The sequence below is a fragment of the Acidihalobacter sp. genome (genome assembly GCF_037381185.1).
Classification (GTDB): domain Bacteria; phylum Pseudomonadota; class Gammaproteobacteria; order DSM-5130; family Acidihalobacteraceae; genus Acidihalobacter_A.
Genome location: NZ_JARRQY010000088.1, coordinates 1 through 12645, shown reverse-complemented (window position 1 = coordinate 12645; position 12645 = coordinate 1). Strand labels below are relative to the sequence as shown.

Annotated in this window: 15 protein-coding genes; 5 read left to right on the top strand and 10 right to left on the bottom strand. The window is 63.6% G+C overall.

Translation table 11 applies throughout. The features are described 5' to 3' along the window. Window positions 1–178: 178 nt before the first annotated feature. Window positions 179–373, bottom strand: coding sequence for a hypothetical protein (locus P8014_RS19650; RefSeq protein WP_337819028.1), 195 nt, complete (start codon window positions 371–373; stop codon window positions 179–181). Between the two features lie 186 nt (window positions 374–559). Between P8014_RS19650 and P8014_RS19645 the strand changes: the two genes are divergently transcribed. The 3 genes from P8014_RS19645 (at window position 560) to P8014_RS19635 (ending at window position 1922) form a co-directional block, all read left to right on the top strand. Then, window positions 560–949, top strand: coding sequence for a helix-turn-helix domain-containing protein (locus tag P8014_RS19645; RefSeq protein WP_337819027.1), 390 nt, complete (start codon window positions 560–562; stop codon window positions 947–949). Window positions 950–1200: 251 nt separating this feature from the next. Continuing rightward, entirely contained in the window at window positions 1201–1509 is a 309-nt protein-coding gene (locus P8014_RS19640; RefSeq protein WP_337819026.1) for a hypothetical protein, read from the top strand. After that, window positions 1458–1922: a hypothetical protein gene (locus P8014_RS19635; protein WP_337819025.1), complete on the top strand. Its 465-nt coding sequence runs from the start codon at window positions 1458–1460 to the stop codon at window positions 1920–1922. The genes P8014_RS19640 and P8014_RS19635 overlap by 52 nt, the downstream gene beginning before the upstream one ends. 139 nt (window positions 1923–2061) lie before the next feature. Here the strand turns inward: P8014_RS19635 and P8014_RS19630 are convergent, their stop codons facing one another. The 9 genes from P8014_RS19630 to P8014_RS19590 all read right to left on the bottom strand — a co-directional run bounded on the left by P8014_RS19630 (window position 2062) and on the right by P8014_RS19590 (window position 10558). Continuing rightward, window positions 2062–2919: a nidogen-like domain-containing protein gene (locus P8014_RS19630; protein WP_337819024.1), complete on the bottom strand. Its 858-nt coding sequence runs from the start codon at window positions 2917–2919 to the stop codon at window positions 2062–2064. Window positions 2920–3270: 351 nt separating this feature from the next. Then, window positions 3271–4971: a YbaL family putative K(+) efflux transporter gene (gene ybaL, locus P8014_RS19625; RefSeq protein ID WP_337819023.1), complete on the bottom strand. Its 1701-nt coding sequence runs from the start codon at window positions 4969–4971 to the stop codon at window positions 3271–3273. A 72-nt stretch (window positions 4972–5043) separates the two neighbouring features. Continuing rightward, the gene (locus P8014_RS19620) at window positions 5044–5607 is read right to left on the bottom strand and encodes a GNAT family N-acetyltransferase (RefSeq protein WP_337819022.1); all 564 of its coding nucleotides are present in this window, start codon (window positions 5605–5607) and stop codon (window positions 5044–5046) included. A gap of 32 nt (window positions 5608–5639) precedes the next feature. Further along, window positions 5640–6380, bottom strand: a complete 741-nt coding sequence (locus P8014_RS19615) for a metallophosphoesterase family protein (RefSeq protein WP_337819021.1) — start codon at window positions 6378–6380, stop codon at window positions 5640–5642. Then, window positions 6377–7030 carry a class I SAM-dependent methyltransferase gene (locus P8014_RS19610; RefSeq protein WP_337819020.1) on the bottom strand — a complete coding sequence of 218 codons (654 nt, stop codon included), beginning with the start codon at window positions 7028–7030 and terminating at the stop codon, window positions 6377–6379. The genes P8014_RS19615 and P8014_RS19610 overlap by 4 nt, the downstream gene beginning before the upstream one ends. A 217-nt stretch (window positions 7031–7247) precedes the next feature. Then, window positions 7248–7871, bottom strand: coding sequence for an NUDIX hydrolase (locus tag P8014_RS19605; protein WP_337819019.1), 624 nt, complete (start codon window positions 7869–7871; stop codon window positions 7248–7250). Between the two features lie 96 nt (window positions 7872–7967). Further along, a complete protein-coding gene (locus P8014_RS19600; protein ID WP_337819018.1) occupies window positions 7968–8498 on the bottom strand; it encodes a MerR family transcriptional regulator in 531 nt (176 codons plus the stop codon). Beyond that, window positions 8495–8911 carry a hypothetical protein gene (locus P8014_RS19595; RefSeq protein ID WP_337819017.1) on the bottom strand — a complete coding sequence of 139 codons (417 nt, stop codon included), beginning with the start codon at window positions 8909–8911 and terminating at the stop codon, window positions 8495–8497. Before P8014_RS19595 ends, P8014_RS19600 begins: the two co-directional genes overlap by 4 nt. A 729-nt stretch (window positions 8912–9640) precedes the next feature. Beyond that, entirely contained in the window at window positions 9641–10558 is a 918-nt protein-coding gene (locus tag P8014_RS19590) for a LysR family transcriptional regulator (protein ID WP_337819016.1), read from the bottom strand. Window positions 10559–10674: 116 nt separating this feature from the next. On the opposite strand from P8014_RS19590, the gene P8014_RS19585 reads away from it, so the two are divergent. Then, a complete protein-coding gene (locus P8014_RS19585) occupies window positions 10675–11553 on the top strand; it encodes an alpha/beta hydrolase (protein ID WP_337819015.1) in 879 nt (292 codons plus the stop codon). 3 nt (window positions 11554–11556) lie between these two features. Next, the gene (locus P8014_RS19580; RefSeq protein ID WP_337819014.1) at window positions 11557–12633 is read left to right on the top strand and encodes a tartrate dehydrogenase; all 1077 of its coding nucleotides are present in this window, start codon (window positions 11557–11559) and stop codon (window positions 12631–12633) included. Window positions 12634–12645 lie beyond the last annotated feature (12 nt).

Below are 12645 nucleotides of genomic sequence, written 5' to 3'. Positions count from 1 at the left end.
ACTCAGTCCCGCCGCACAGGCGTTTTCCGAACTTGTGTTGGAGAAGAACTCACAAACTTTGACGGCTTATAAAAAGCCTAGGTTTCTAAAATAGTCAAAAGGGTATAAGCCGGGTTGTGCGCTTCCATGCAGCGCCGCATTGGTATGGGTTCATCTGACATCGGGTTCCAAGTCCGTCTCATGAATTCGTTTGGCCGGTCAGCCGGTCCAGGGCGTGCCGGCTCATGCCCAGCGCCAGGTCGGTCAAGCCCGCCGGTTTGCGGGTGGTGGCGACGATGCGCTCGGGCGAAACGTCCAGGATGTTCATGAGATGGTCGAGCACGCGGCGGCCAAAATGCCCCGAGGCGCCGGTGACCAGGAGGATGTCGGACATGGCGATTGCCTTTCCAGTCTGAGAAGAGTGGCCTCCATCCCGATGGCGTCCCGAACGGATATATCGGTATAGAAGGAGTACCGACTAACAGGTCCATACTGTATTCCGACATGTTCTTTTCTGCTGCCGATCCGTGCAAGAAGGGAACGCAAAGTCAGCCGGTAACATGGAGGTAACGATCGCGCCATGAATCTGCACAAATCGAAAGCGCCCTACGCGGATCGCTGCCCCATACGCGACGTTCTGGATCGCATGGGCGACCGCTGGAGCATGCTGGTGATGTTTATTACCTTGAAGGGACACGGAATGCTGCGCTTTACTGCCTTGAAGGCGCAGATCCCGGACGTCTCGCAGCGCATGCTCGCGCAGACGCTGCGGCGTCTGGAGCATGACGGGCTGGTGTCGCGTACGGTTTACCCCAGTATTCCGCCGCGCGTGGACTACGCGCTCACGGCTCTGGGCGAATCCTTCATGCAGCCGTTGAACGAACTGCTGGCCTGGGCGGAGAGACATCACGATCAGGTACGTGCGGCGCGCCGACAATACGTGCCGCCGCAGAAGGCGCAGGCGTTTTAGCCGACCGTTGTCGTCTACCCATGCGGCACGTTGGCGCGGCAGAAGCGAGATTCGGTTTCGTATGCTGCACTTTCCCGTGCGATGCCTCCGTCCGCCGTTTTCGCCTGGACAACAGCCGCCTGCCAGTAGGCCATGCCGCCGAATTGCGTTCGAGTTGACCGAACGCAAGCGGCGCGTTCTGCCGCCCATTCTATTCCCCCGCCATGCACTATGAAAATAGTTAGGCGGCGAAGAACATCCAAGAGGGGAACGTGTTTGTGGGAAGAATTCTGTTCGCCGTGTTCCTGCTGCTGGGTAGCGCGGCGGCTATGGCGGGCGAACCGACCTTTGAGGCAGACAAGAACATCTTCATCGAAACCGGCGCCGAAGCGCCCGACCGTTCGCCGACGTGGTATGCGCCGATGCTCGCCAAGCCGTATGCACCGACCTTCGAGATGTTGGCTACGCGCGGTACTCAGGGCCGGTACTATCCGTACACCTATCCGGTCACGCTCAAGGACATGATCAAGTGCCACGGGCACGACTGCGAGGGCGCTATTCACGTCGCCAACGCGGCCTGAGTGGCGTTCTCAAGACCCTGTTCCCCGATGGCATCATCGATCGCAGCGTGTTGTGGGGTATCAGCGGTACCTCGTCCTGCTGGTCCGACGGCGTTGCGTTCCTCACCGGAGCCGGTCTGCAGTACGGCAACCTGGCTACTTCCGCGACAAACGCTACAGCCACGCCATCATTACTCTATTTGGAGGATACGCAGGTGGCGGTGGTCAAGAAGGCCGGCGGCAATCCCACGCCGTATCAGGTCGACCTGATGCGCTACTACCAGTGGGCGCACGCCAACGACATCCTCTGGCATCCGCTGGAAGACAGTTATCAGGCCAAGCTCATTCCCAATTTCAAGTGGTCGGAATGGGTCGATCCGGCGCTGAGCATGTCGAAGACCGTTACCCGCGGCGATACGCGGTTGAAGAACTGACCGTACCGCGAACGGCCGATTTCGGAACGGTGATGTGAATTTGGGTTGCTGGTTTCCACGGCGGGCTGCACCGCAGCCGGCCGTGGTTCTGTGTCCGGATCAAGGGGCTGCTTGTCGGGCAGGAGAACCCGAAAGAGCCTCAGAGTTTCGTGCTACGCCGCCGGCGTATTGCCAGTCCGGCAAGACCGATCAGGCCAACGGCGAAGATCGATAGCTCGGAGGGCTCCGGAACGTCGGGACCCGGATTGATCACTGCGCCATTGCGAACCTGGAAGAGCTGCTGACCGGGGGTGCCGTCATTGGTGGCGGTTATCAGAGCATTGGGGCCGCCGTCCAGGAAGGCTCCGCACGCACCGGAACCCGGAAGCTGATAGTACGTGCCCGCGTCACCCGTGCCATTGGAGTATCCCGCCACTGCGCAACTGCCGCCCAGGCCGCCGCTGCCGCCGCTGGCGTCACCGGTTTCCCATTGAATCTGTCCGTAATTGAACAGAATGTCGAAGTTGCCGAGACCGGTATCGGCGCGGTCGACCAGAAGCATCTGGAAACTGTCCCGCTTGGTGTGGTTCGGCGACGAATTGTAATAATCGACGTTGATCCAGTTGACGCCGAAGGCCGACCGGCCATTGACCGTGCCGGTGCCGTAGGTGACCGGCGAGCCGGCAGAACTCGTGTCGACGTCGGCGAAGAACGGCGCGATGATGGGGGCGCCGAGATTGGTGGTCAGGCCGAACGGCGTATAGGTGGACAGCGGGCTGCCGAAGGTGACGTTGCCGTTGTTGTTGACGTAGGTTTGAACATATGTCGTGCCGAAGAAATTGGCTGTGAACCCCAGCGAAACCGGACTGGTGCTGCCGTCGTCATTTCGAGCCAAGGTGTTTGCCGTGAAGGCCGAGTCCGTATTGATCGGATTGGCCCAGGCCTGAGTCGCCACACAGGCTAGCCCCACCGTGCCAGCCAGTAAGACTGTGCGGAGTTTGTTGTTCGGATATGTCATTGCGTTGTCCCCTGAGTGCTTTGTTTGCGGTGTATCTGGCTCATGGCATTGTTCTTTTCGAATCTAAACGCCCAATAAAACCATGATTTATGTAAGCATAATTGGGGCCAAGTTATAAAAAATCAGCTAAATCAATGTATTTTCGTTTTATGAGAATGGCGAGTGTAAATTTTCCCGACATCGTCGCTCGTGTCGGAGCAGAGGTTCTCTGTACCGCAATCATTTTGAAACGTGCCTGTTTCCCGGTGGGTGGTCCGGTACTCTTGGAAAATGGGGCGTCGCAGGCTGTGGTCGGATGGCTCCCGCTCTCGCTGGCCGCACAGTCGGGAGGGGCGAGACGGGATCTGGTGTCTAGCTGTTTGCGTTGCCGGCGAATTGGGCAAGGGCGTGCCGGCTCATGCCCAGCGCCAGCTCGTCCTGTTCGCTGAAGGCCTTGCCGAGGCCATCCTTCTCCAGCAGCGCCGCTTCCTCGGCACTGGGGGTGCGCACGATGATCTCGACGCGCGGGTTCAGCGTCCTGGCGATTTCGCTCATTTTGCGTACCCCGACCGCGTCGGGGATGGCTACGATCAGCATGCGGGCGCGGGCGATGTGCGCCTGTATCAGCACCGCGGCCTCGCTGGCGTCGCCGGAAACGGCCGGCACGCCGGCGGTGCGCAGCTGCTCGACGATCTCGCGGTTCTGTTCAGCGACGACGATCGAGATGCCGCGTTCGGCCAGCGCTTCGCCGATGCGCCGTCCGACGCGGCCGTAGCCGACAATCACGGCATGCTGCGTGAGCCGCTTTTCGTCGACGTCCATCGGCAGGACGGCCAGCGGATCGTCGGTCCGCTCGAACCGCCGCGCCCGCCCCGAGCGTTTGCGTATCCAGGCCTGCAGCGGATCGACCGCGCGGAACAGCAGCGGGTTGAGCGCAATGGAAATCAGGGCGCCGGCCAGGATGAGGTTCTGGCCCTCGAGGGGCAGCAGTTTCAGCGAGACGCCGAAGCTGGCCAGGATGAACGAGAACTCGCCGATCTGGGCCAGCCCGGCCGATACCGTGAGCGCGGTGTTCAGCGGGTAGCGGAACAGCAGCACCAGGAAGAAGGCGGCCAGCGACTTGCCGAACATGATGATGGCGACGACCGCGAGTACCTTCAGCGGTTCCTGCAGCAGCAGATGCGGATCGAACAACATGCCGACCGAGGCGAAGAACAGCACCGAAAAGGCGTCGCGCAGCGGCAGCGATTCGTCGGCGGCGCGGTGGCTGAGGTCGGATTCACGCATGACCATGCCGGCAAAGAAGGCGCCGAGCGCGAACGATACGCCGAAAAGCTCCGAGGCGGCGTAGGCGATGCCGACGGCGGCGGCGATGACGCAGAGCGTGAACAGCTCGCGCGAGCCGGTACGGGCCACCTGCCAGAGCAGCCAGGGGAACACGCGGCGGCCGACGATCAGCATGAGCGCGACGAATACCGCGACCTGGCCGAGCGTGATCGCGAGAGTGGTCAGCAGGCTCGAGGTGCTGAGCGTCCCTCCGGTGTTGTTCTGCCATTCCGCGAAGGAGGGCAGCAGCACCAGCACCACGACCATGGCCAGATCCTCGACCACCAGCCAGCCGATTGCGATACGGCCGTCGATGGAGTCGAGGGCGCCGCGGTCCTCCATGGTGCGCAGCAGCACCACGGTGCTGGCGACCGATAGTGCCAGGCCGAATACGAAGCCTGCGCCGAAATTCCAGCCCCATAAGGCGCTGATGCCCATGCCGAGCAGCGTGGCGATCACGATTTGGGCGATGGCGCCGGGCAGCGCGATGCGGCGCACGGACAGCAGGTCCTGCACAGAGAAGTGCAGGCCGACGCCGAACATCAGCAACATGATGCCGATCTCGGCCAACTGGCCGGACAGTTCGAGGTTGGCGACGTAACCGGGGGTTGCCGGGCCGATCAGCACGCCGGCGATCAGATAGCCGACCAGTGCCGGCAGTTTCAGGCGGACAGCGATGAAGCCCATGACCAGCGACAGGCCGAATGTGGCGGCGATCGTGGTAATCAGGTCGATATTGTGGCCCACGGGTTCGACTCCTGGCGTAAGCAGCCTTTCAAGCTTGCAACATGCGCCTGTGGATCGCCAGTCGTGCGTTCGCTAGAGGGCGTTTCCGCGGTTCTCGTTCGCCCATTCCGTGCGCGCGAGCCGGTACAGGCAGTGGCGCCTGAGCGGATTCCCTTCGGGGATACGAGGATGATCGAAGCGGGTCGACGCTTCATGCATGCCGATGCGCTGCATGACCGCCTGCGAGCGAAGATTGTCCAGCGCAGTGAAGGAGACGATCTCCGCCAGGCGCAGGCTGTCGAAGCCGACGCGCAGGGCCGCACGGGCGGCCTCGCTGGCATAGCCCTTGCCCCACTGCTCGAAGCCGAGCCGCCAGGCGATCTCGACGCAGGGGGAAAACGGCAGTTCATCAGCCGGGCCGTTCAGCCCGACGAAACCGATAAAGGCGCTTTCGCGTTTGGTCTCGACTGCCCAGAGGCCCCAGCCTCGTTCCCCGATGAGGGCTAGGCAGCGCTCGGCCATGGCGTCGCTCTCCGCGCGGGACAGCGGAGCGGGAAAGTACTCCATCACCCGCGGATCGGCGTTCAATGCGGCGAACGGCGCGAAATCCGCGTCGCGCCACTGGCGCAGGAGCAGGCGCGGGGTTTCGGGTTCCATGGGGGCGGTCATAGGCACGGCACGTTCGTCCCTCAGACCGCTCTGCCCGACGTAAGGCAATGTACCCAGTCGGGGCGACCGCGGCGAGCGGCATCCCGGGCGGCGGCATGGTGGTCGTAGGGTACTTTGACATGCTCTACGGTCCATCCCTGTGCGCTTCGTTCGAGCACGGCATAAGACGCATGCGGGCTGAAGGTTTCCATGGCATGTCTTACGGGGTCGTCGTCGGCGTAGGCGGGCAGGCCGACGCTGCCGGGGTTGACGATCAGCGGTCCGTTGTCCAGTTGCACCGTGCGCGGCGTGTGGCTGTGCCCGCAGAGGATCAGCGGTGCATTCAGGCCGTTCAGCAAGCGCAGAATGTCCGCTTCGGGGCGAACCCGTGGATGGCCGTCGGCGACGTCCTCGAGCAGGTAGACGAGGTCGTCGTCCGGCGTGCCGTGGCACAGATGTACCTCGTCGAGCCGCGCATCGAACGGTAGCGAACGCATCCACTCCTGCGGTTCCCGCCCGAGGTCTTCGCGCACGAACCGCAGGGTGGGGTTGGCGGCGAGTTCGGCCTCGCCGGCTTCATAGATCTGGCGATCCTGATTGCCGCGGATGGTTACGAACGCCTGTTCCATGAGCAGGTCGTAGGTGGCGCGTGGGGCGACGGGGCCATAGAGGATGTCGCCGAGGTTGACCAAAGTGTCCGCGCCGCGCCGGCGCACGTCGGCGAGTACCGCCCGCAGTGCGTACACGTTGCCGTGAACGTCGGACAGGGCGGCGAGCTTCATGCCGTTTGCGGCTTGCCGCGCACGAACAGGTTGATGTGGTTGTGTTCGCTGCGGATGTGGATGTCGCAGTCGAGGATTTCGAAGCCGGCGGCGGCGATCTCCTGCTCCAGGTTCCAGGCGCTGGGGACCTGGCGGTAGGGGCGTGCGTCGCGCATGAGTATCCGGTTCTTGCCGTTCTTGCTGCACAGGCTGCTGATGAAGAAGACGCCGTCGTCGGCCAGCAGGCGGCGGGCGTTGTGCAGGAACTGCACGCGGTCTTCGCCGATGATGCAATGCAGGCAGTTGCCGTCGACGATGAGATCGAAGCGCTCGCCGGGTAGCACGTCGGGTGCGCAGAGGTCGGCTCGCACATAGCGGGCCGCGCTGGTTTCGGCGGTTTTTTCCTGTGCCCAGCCGATGGCCACGCCCGAGATGTCGACGCCGGTGGTTTCGAAACCGCGCGTTTCGAGCAGGCGGCACAGATGTCCCTCGCCGCAGCCCAGCTCCAGCGCCCGTCCGCGCTTGGGAACGTAGCTCTTGGACAGGATGTATTTCAGCTTTTCCGGCCCCATGGCGACGCGGTCGTCGCCGCCCCAGCCGGGCCAGCCCAGGTTGCGGGCGGATTCGTAAAGCGAGTCGTAGATGGAGTAGTCAGCCTGAGTTTCGTTCAACGTCGGGTCCACGTGTGAATGGGAGGATGACCGGCTTGTGCGGCTCTGTCCGGGGACGAACCTGATATCGGACGGGGCAGGGCGCCTGGGCCGTACATCCGTACGCCCCGGAACGGGACGAAGGATGCTGGGCTGCGGAAGATTCAACAGCCGCGAGTTCTCATGATAACGCAGCGCGGGATGTTGCGGTGCGTGGCGGCCATCGTGAAACGGCTATTCAGTCGAACTGAACCGACCTGTCCGGTCCATCCCGGAACGCGAAGGCGGCGAGGATGTCGCGTTCCACCACGCGTCCGCGCGACAGCGGCGGCAGAGCGTCGGGGCTGAAGAATCCGGCGTCCACGGTTTCCGGGCCGGGGGCTGGCGACGCGTCGTCGAGGCGTTCGCACAGAAAGAACAGCTTGTAGAAGTCCCGCACGTCCGGATCGTAGGCATGTTTGGCCTTGTGGTGCACGGCATACAGAGCGCTGGCCCGCACCTTGAGCGTGGCCTCCTCCCATATTTCCTTGACCACGTTTTCGCCTGCGGAGAGGCCGACGTCGGCATAGCCGCCGGGCAGCGTCCACAGGCCGTCGCTGGCTTCGCGTACCAGCAGAACCTTGTCTTCCTCCAGCACCGCACCGCGCACGTCGATTTTCGGCGTGGCATAGTCTTGCGGGAAGTCCGAGATCAACCCCTGGATTCTCTCGACCGGTACGTTGCCGAGCCGGGCGAGCATGGCATTGGCGATGGCGGCGACCTCCGCGTAGCGTTCGCGGTCGTACTGTTCCTCACTGAAATGCAGGCCGGTGGATGCGATGCTTTGTAGTCGTTTGGCCCAGGCGAGCCACTGATCTTCCATGACGATGTCTCCGTAGCGGAGGTGGGGGGCGAGCGGCTTGCGCCAGTATACGGACCGGGCATGGCATGGACGATGGCGATGAGGCAGTCGAAAGCGTTACGCGGAAGTCGACCAGTGACGAATTTTCGAAATTTCCGCTTCCGACAGTCCGAGCGAGCGCAGAAACGCGGCGTGGGTATCGGGAGCATCGGCCTCGAATTCGGCGTGCCAGCGGTGCATGTCGTCGTCGTCGAAGCCGGCCTTGCGCAGCAGTTCGACCCATTCGGCTTTTCCGCGCGGGCGGCGGCTGTCGCGCAGTTCCGGCTGCGCGAGCAATGTGGCGAGGCGTTTCTGCTGCGCGCGCAGGCGGGCGATCTCCGCGTTGAGTTCGAACAGCTGCCGCTCGAGCAGCTGTGCGGTGCCGCCGGGGTGTTCCTCCAGCAGTTCGCCGATGGCGGCGAGCGACAGGCCGGCTTCGCGGTAGCTGCGGATGGCCTGCAGGCGTTCGACTTCCTCGTCGCCGTACAGTCGGTAGCCGCCGGCGCTGCGCCCGGCCGGGCGCAGCAGCCCCAGCGCCTCGTAATGCAGCAGTGAGGAGCGGGCGAGGCCGGTGCTGCGCGCCAGTTGGCCGAGCGTCAGGTGCTTCATGCGGGCAGTGCCGTTCTGTCGGGGGCGAGGAAGTGCGCACGCGCTTCGGGCAGCGCTAGGCGTTCTTCGGAATAGTAGCGCGCGATGACCCCTCTGGTGTCCTGCCGCAGTTCGGAGTTGGCATCCAGAAAGGTCTTCCAGCCGAGCGCCGGATCCGCTGCGCCGGCATGTGCCATGAGACGGACCAGCGCTTCGGTCAACGTCCAATTGAATTTTTCCGTGACGCCGAGATGTGCGGCGAAACCGGCGATGCCGGCGCAGGTGCGCTGGATGGCCTCATCCAGCGGATAACGCTGCAGGTGTATCCAGGCAATACGTAGGTGGCTGTGGTGGTCGAAGGCGGATGGCGGTAGTTCATAGGCGAGAAATCCGGCGAGCATTTCGTCGTCGGACAGGTGGTCGAGTGCATGCATGTGTAATGCCTCTGCAGTTTGCGGGAGGGCGCAGCATGCAGGTGACGGTTACCGTCAGGTCAAGGTTTGGGTTTTGGGTTTGCTGGGGGGGCAGTGTACTGAAACTCTTTATCCATTTTTCAGGTGTCGAGGGCCCATTTCGTGCGCGATTCGATGCCGGTGCTTTTGATTGACCGAGGTGACGCGCCCGAGCCGATTTCTTTGAGTGCGTCGCTTCCCTGCGAAGGGCTGCTTGGCCGGCGTCCTGCCGGCCATCCCCGCCCAGGCGCACGTTCGCGAGGCAAGCGATCAGGGGGGATCAAACGTCAAAACAGGGCGGGTCCGAAGCGAATCTTTCTGTATTGGCTGATTCGTAGCTCGACGGTTGGGATGCGTTCTGTTTTGACTTACCGCTTCCCGTTAGGCCTTGCCTCGAGCGTGCGCCCCGGCACGGGGTCGGGCGGCTGGACGCCGCCCGAGCAGGCTTTGCCAGGAGGGCAAGTGCCTGCGGTGCCCCGTGCCGGGGCGTGCGCTCGAGGTTTGCCCGGAGGGACAAGGCCTTTCGGGTGCCTTTCTTTCGCCTCTTTCTTTGGGCATGCAAAGAAAGAGGCTCGGGCGCGTCACCCAAGCAGGATCAAAACTGGAGACGCTGATTCGCGCCCGGAACCAGCCTCAGCGCTAAAAATCAGGAAAAGACTTCACCGGCATAACCAACAGACCCGACACACCTCAAATCGCACCCGAAACGAATCACCCATCCAACATCGGCACCCGCCCCCGCATCTCCAACTCCAGAAAATCGACAAAACGCCGCGCCCGCATGCTGGCGTGCGTTCCTCCCGGATAAAGCGCGTGGAAATCCGTGCGCACGCCGCGCCATTGCGGCAGCAGCTGTACCAGTTCGCCGGAGGCGAGGTGGGCATGCACGTCCCACCAGGAGCGCAACAGGATGCCGTGGCCGTCGAGGGCGAAGCGGGTGACCGCTTCGGCGTCGTTGCTCGCCAGTGGGCCGCCCACGCGGATCGTCCTTGCCCGCCCTGAACCGTCCGCCGTTTCGAAACGCCATAGTGCGTAGTCGCTGTCGTTCTCGCGTACGACTAGGCAGCGGTGGTTTTGCAACTCTTCGGGAGCGTCGAGGGGCGGCGCCTGTTCCAGGTAGCCCGGCGAGGCGCATAGTACGCGGCGGTTGGCGAGAATGCGCCGCGCGATCCAGCGCGCGTCCGGCGGTTCGCCGATGCGGATGACGACATCGAAACCGCGTTCGTCGAGGTTGGGCGGAAAGTTGCTGAGTTCCAGCAGGATTTCGAGGCGGGGATGCTGCCGGGCGAAGGCCGATATCAGCGGTGCCACGTGGCGGCGACCGAAGCCGAAGGTGGCGTTGACGCGCAGGCGGCCGGCAAGCGCGTCCTGACGCGAGAGCAGCGCGCCTTCGAGTTCGCCAAGATCGTCCAGGATGGAGGCGCCCCTGGCGGCGTAGAGTTCGCCTTCCGGCGTCAGCGTCAGTCGGCGCGTGGTACGTATCGCCAGTGCCACGCCAAGCCTGCGTTCCAGGCGCTGCAGGCGCTTGCTTACCGCCGACAGCGAGATGCCGAGTTCCCTCGCCGTGGCGGTCAGGCTGCCGGCGCGCACCAATTGCTGGAAGAAACCTAGATCGTCGAGAGGATTCATGCTGTCGAGGTTATTGTGGAATAAAAGGAAAGAGTGGTTTGTATTTGATTCCGATTATATTCATCGGACGACAGTCTAGACTGTCACAAAATCTTCGCACCGAAATGATGTCCACCATGTTCGAGGGCTTCGAAAGTTTCGACATCGATGTCGACGACGGCATCCGCATCCACGGCCGCCGTGCCGGCGATGGACCGCCGTTGCTGTTGCTGCACGGTCATCCGCAGACGCACGTGATATGGCACCGTCTCGCCGGACGTCTGGCCGAGCGCTACAGCGTGGTCGCCACCGACCTGCGCGGCTACGGCGATTCGTCCAAGCCGGCAGGAGAGCCCGATCACGCCAACTACAGCAAGCGCGCGATGGCGGCCGATCAGATCGCGGTCATGGCGGCGCTGGGTTTCGATGCGTTCTACCTGTGCGGGCACGACCGCGGCGGGCGTGTCGCGCAGCGTTTGGGCATGGATCATCCGGAGCGGGTGCGCAGGCTGATGCTGCTCGACATCGCGCCGACGCTGGCGATGTACGAGAAGACCGACCGCGCGTTCGCCACTGCGTATTTCCACTGGTTCTTCCTGATCCAGCCGGCGCCGCTGCCCGAGACCTTGATCGAGGCTTCGCCCGCGGCCTACATCACCCGCACCATGGGCGGGCGTCATGCGGGCATGGACGCGTTCGATCCGGCGGCCATCGCCGAGTATCAGCGCTGTCTGGCACAGCCCGGAGCCGCGCATGCGCTGTGCGAGGACTACCGTGCTTCCAACGGCATCGACCTTGAGCATGACCGCGCCGATCGCGCGGCGGGACGCCGATTGTCGATGCCGCTCGAGGTGCTGTGGGGAAAGTACGGCGTCGTCGAACGCTGTTTCGATCCGCTGGCCGAGTGGCGCGCGGTCGCCGAAGACGTACGCGGCGAAGCGCTGCCCTGCGGCCACTATCTTCCGGAAGAAGCGCCCGACGAGGTGTTTCGCCATCTCACCGCATTCATGAGGTAAACCATGACACATAGGATCGCCGTTATTCCCGGCGACGGCATCGGCACCGAAGTCGTCCCCGAGGGCCTGCGTGCGCTGCAGGCGACCGCCGAGCGTTTCGGCATCGAACTGGCTTTCGAACATTTCGACTTCGCCAGCTGCGACTACTACCTGCAGCATGGCCGCATGCTGCCGGAGGACTGGTTAGAGACGCTGTCGGCCTTCGATGCGATCTACTTCGGCGCCGTCGGCTGGCCGGAAAAGGTGCCGGATCACGTGTCGCTGTGGGGTTCGCTGCTGCAGTTCCGCCGCGCCTTCGATCAGTACGTCAATCTGCGGCCCTGCCGTTCGATGCCGGGCATTCGCAGCCCCCTGGCCGACCGCGGACCGGGCGACATCGATTTCTACGTGGTGCGCGAGAACACCGAGGGCGAGTACTCCAGCATCGGCGGCAGGATCTTCGAGGGTACCGAGCGCGAGACCGTCATGCAGGAAACGGTGATGACCCGTATCGGCGTCGATCGTGTGCTTAAGTACGCTTTCGAACTGGCGAGCGCCCGCCCGCGCCGCAAGCTGACTTCGGCCACCAAGTCCAACGGCATCTCGGTGACCATGCCGTACTGGGACGAGCGGGTGAAGGCGATGGCCTCGAGCTATCCCGACATCGCCGTCGACCAGTTCCACATCGACATTCTGACCGCCAACTTCGTGCTGCACCCGGACTGGTTCGACGTGGTAGTGGCCAGCAACCTGTTCGGTGACATTCTCTCGGATCTCGGCCCGGCCTGTACGGGAACCATCGGCATCGCGCCGTCGGCCAACATCAATCCGGAAGGTCGCTTCCCCAGCCTGTTCGAGCCGGTGCACGGTAGTGCGCCGGACATCGCCGGACGCGGCATCGCCAACCCCATCGGCCAGATCTGGAGCGGCGCGATGATGCTCGAGCACTTGGGACATGCGGAGGCTGGCGCGGCCTTGCTGCAGGCGATCGAGAAGGTGCTTGCCGGCGGCGATGCGCAGGCGCTGACGCCGGACGTCGGCGGGCAGGGCACAACGCAGAGCCTGGGCGCCGCCATTGCGTCGGCCGTGGCGCAGGCGTGACGGTGTGAGGCG

Coding starts and splice junctions, on each gene's coding strand:
- P8014_RS19650 (WP_337819028.1), bottom strand. CDS start 373: ATGTCCGACATCCTCCTGGTCACCGGCGCCTCGGGGCATTTTGGCCGC.
- P8014_RS19645 (WP_337819027.1), top strand. CDS start 560: ATGAATCTGCACAAATCGAAAGCGCCCTACGCGGATCGCTGCCCCATA.
- P8014_RS19630 (WP_337819024.1), bottom strand. CDS start 2,919: ATGACATATCCGAACAACAAACTCCGCACAGTCTTACTGGCTGGCACG.
- P8014_RS19620 (WP_337819022.1), bottom strand. CDS start 5,607: ATGGAACCCGAAACCCCGCGCCTGCTCCTGCGCCAGTGGCGCGACGCG.
- P8014_RS19615 (WP_337819021.1), bottom strand. CDS start 6,380: ATGAAGCTCGCCGCCCTGTCCGACGTTCACGGCAACGTGTACGCACTG.
- P8014_RS19605 (WP_337819019.1), bottom strand. CDS start 7,871: ATGGAAGATCAGTGGCTCGCCTGGGCCAAACGACTACAAAGCATCGCA.
- P8014_RS19600 (WP_337819018.1), bottom strand. CDS start 8,498: ATGAAGCACCTGACGCTCGGCCAACTGGCGCGCAGCACCGGCCTCGCC.
- P8014_RS19595 (WP_337819017.1), bottom strand. CDS start 8,911: ATGCATGCACTCGACCACCTGTCCGACGACGAAATGCTCGCCGGATTT.
- P8014_RS19590 (WP_337819016.1), bottom strand. CDS start 10,558: ATGAATCCTCTCGACGATCTAGGTTTCTTCCAGCAATTGGTGCGCGCC.
- P8014_RS19585 (WP_337819015.1), top strand. CDS start 10,675: ATGTTCGAGGGCTTCGAAAGTTTCGACATCGATGTCGACGACGGCATC.
- P8014_RS19580 (WP_337819014.1), top strand. CDS start 11,557: ATGACACATAGGATCGCCGTTATTCCCGGCGACGGCATCGGCACCGAA.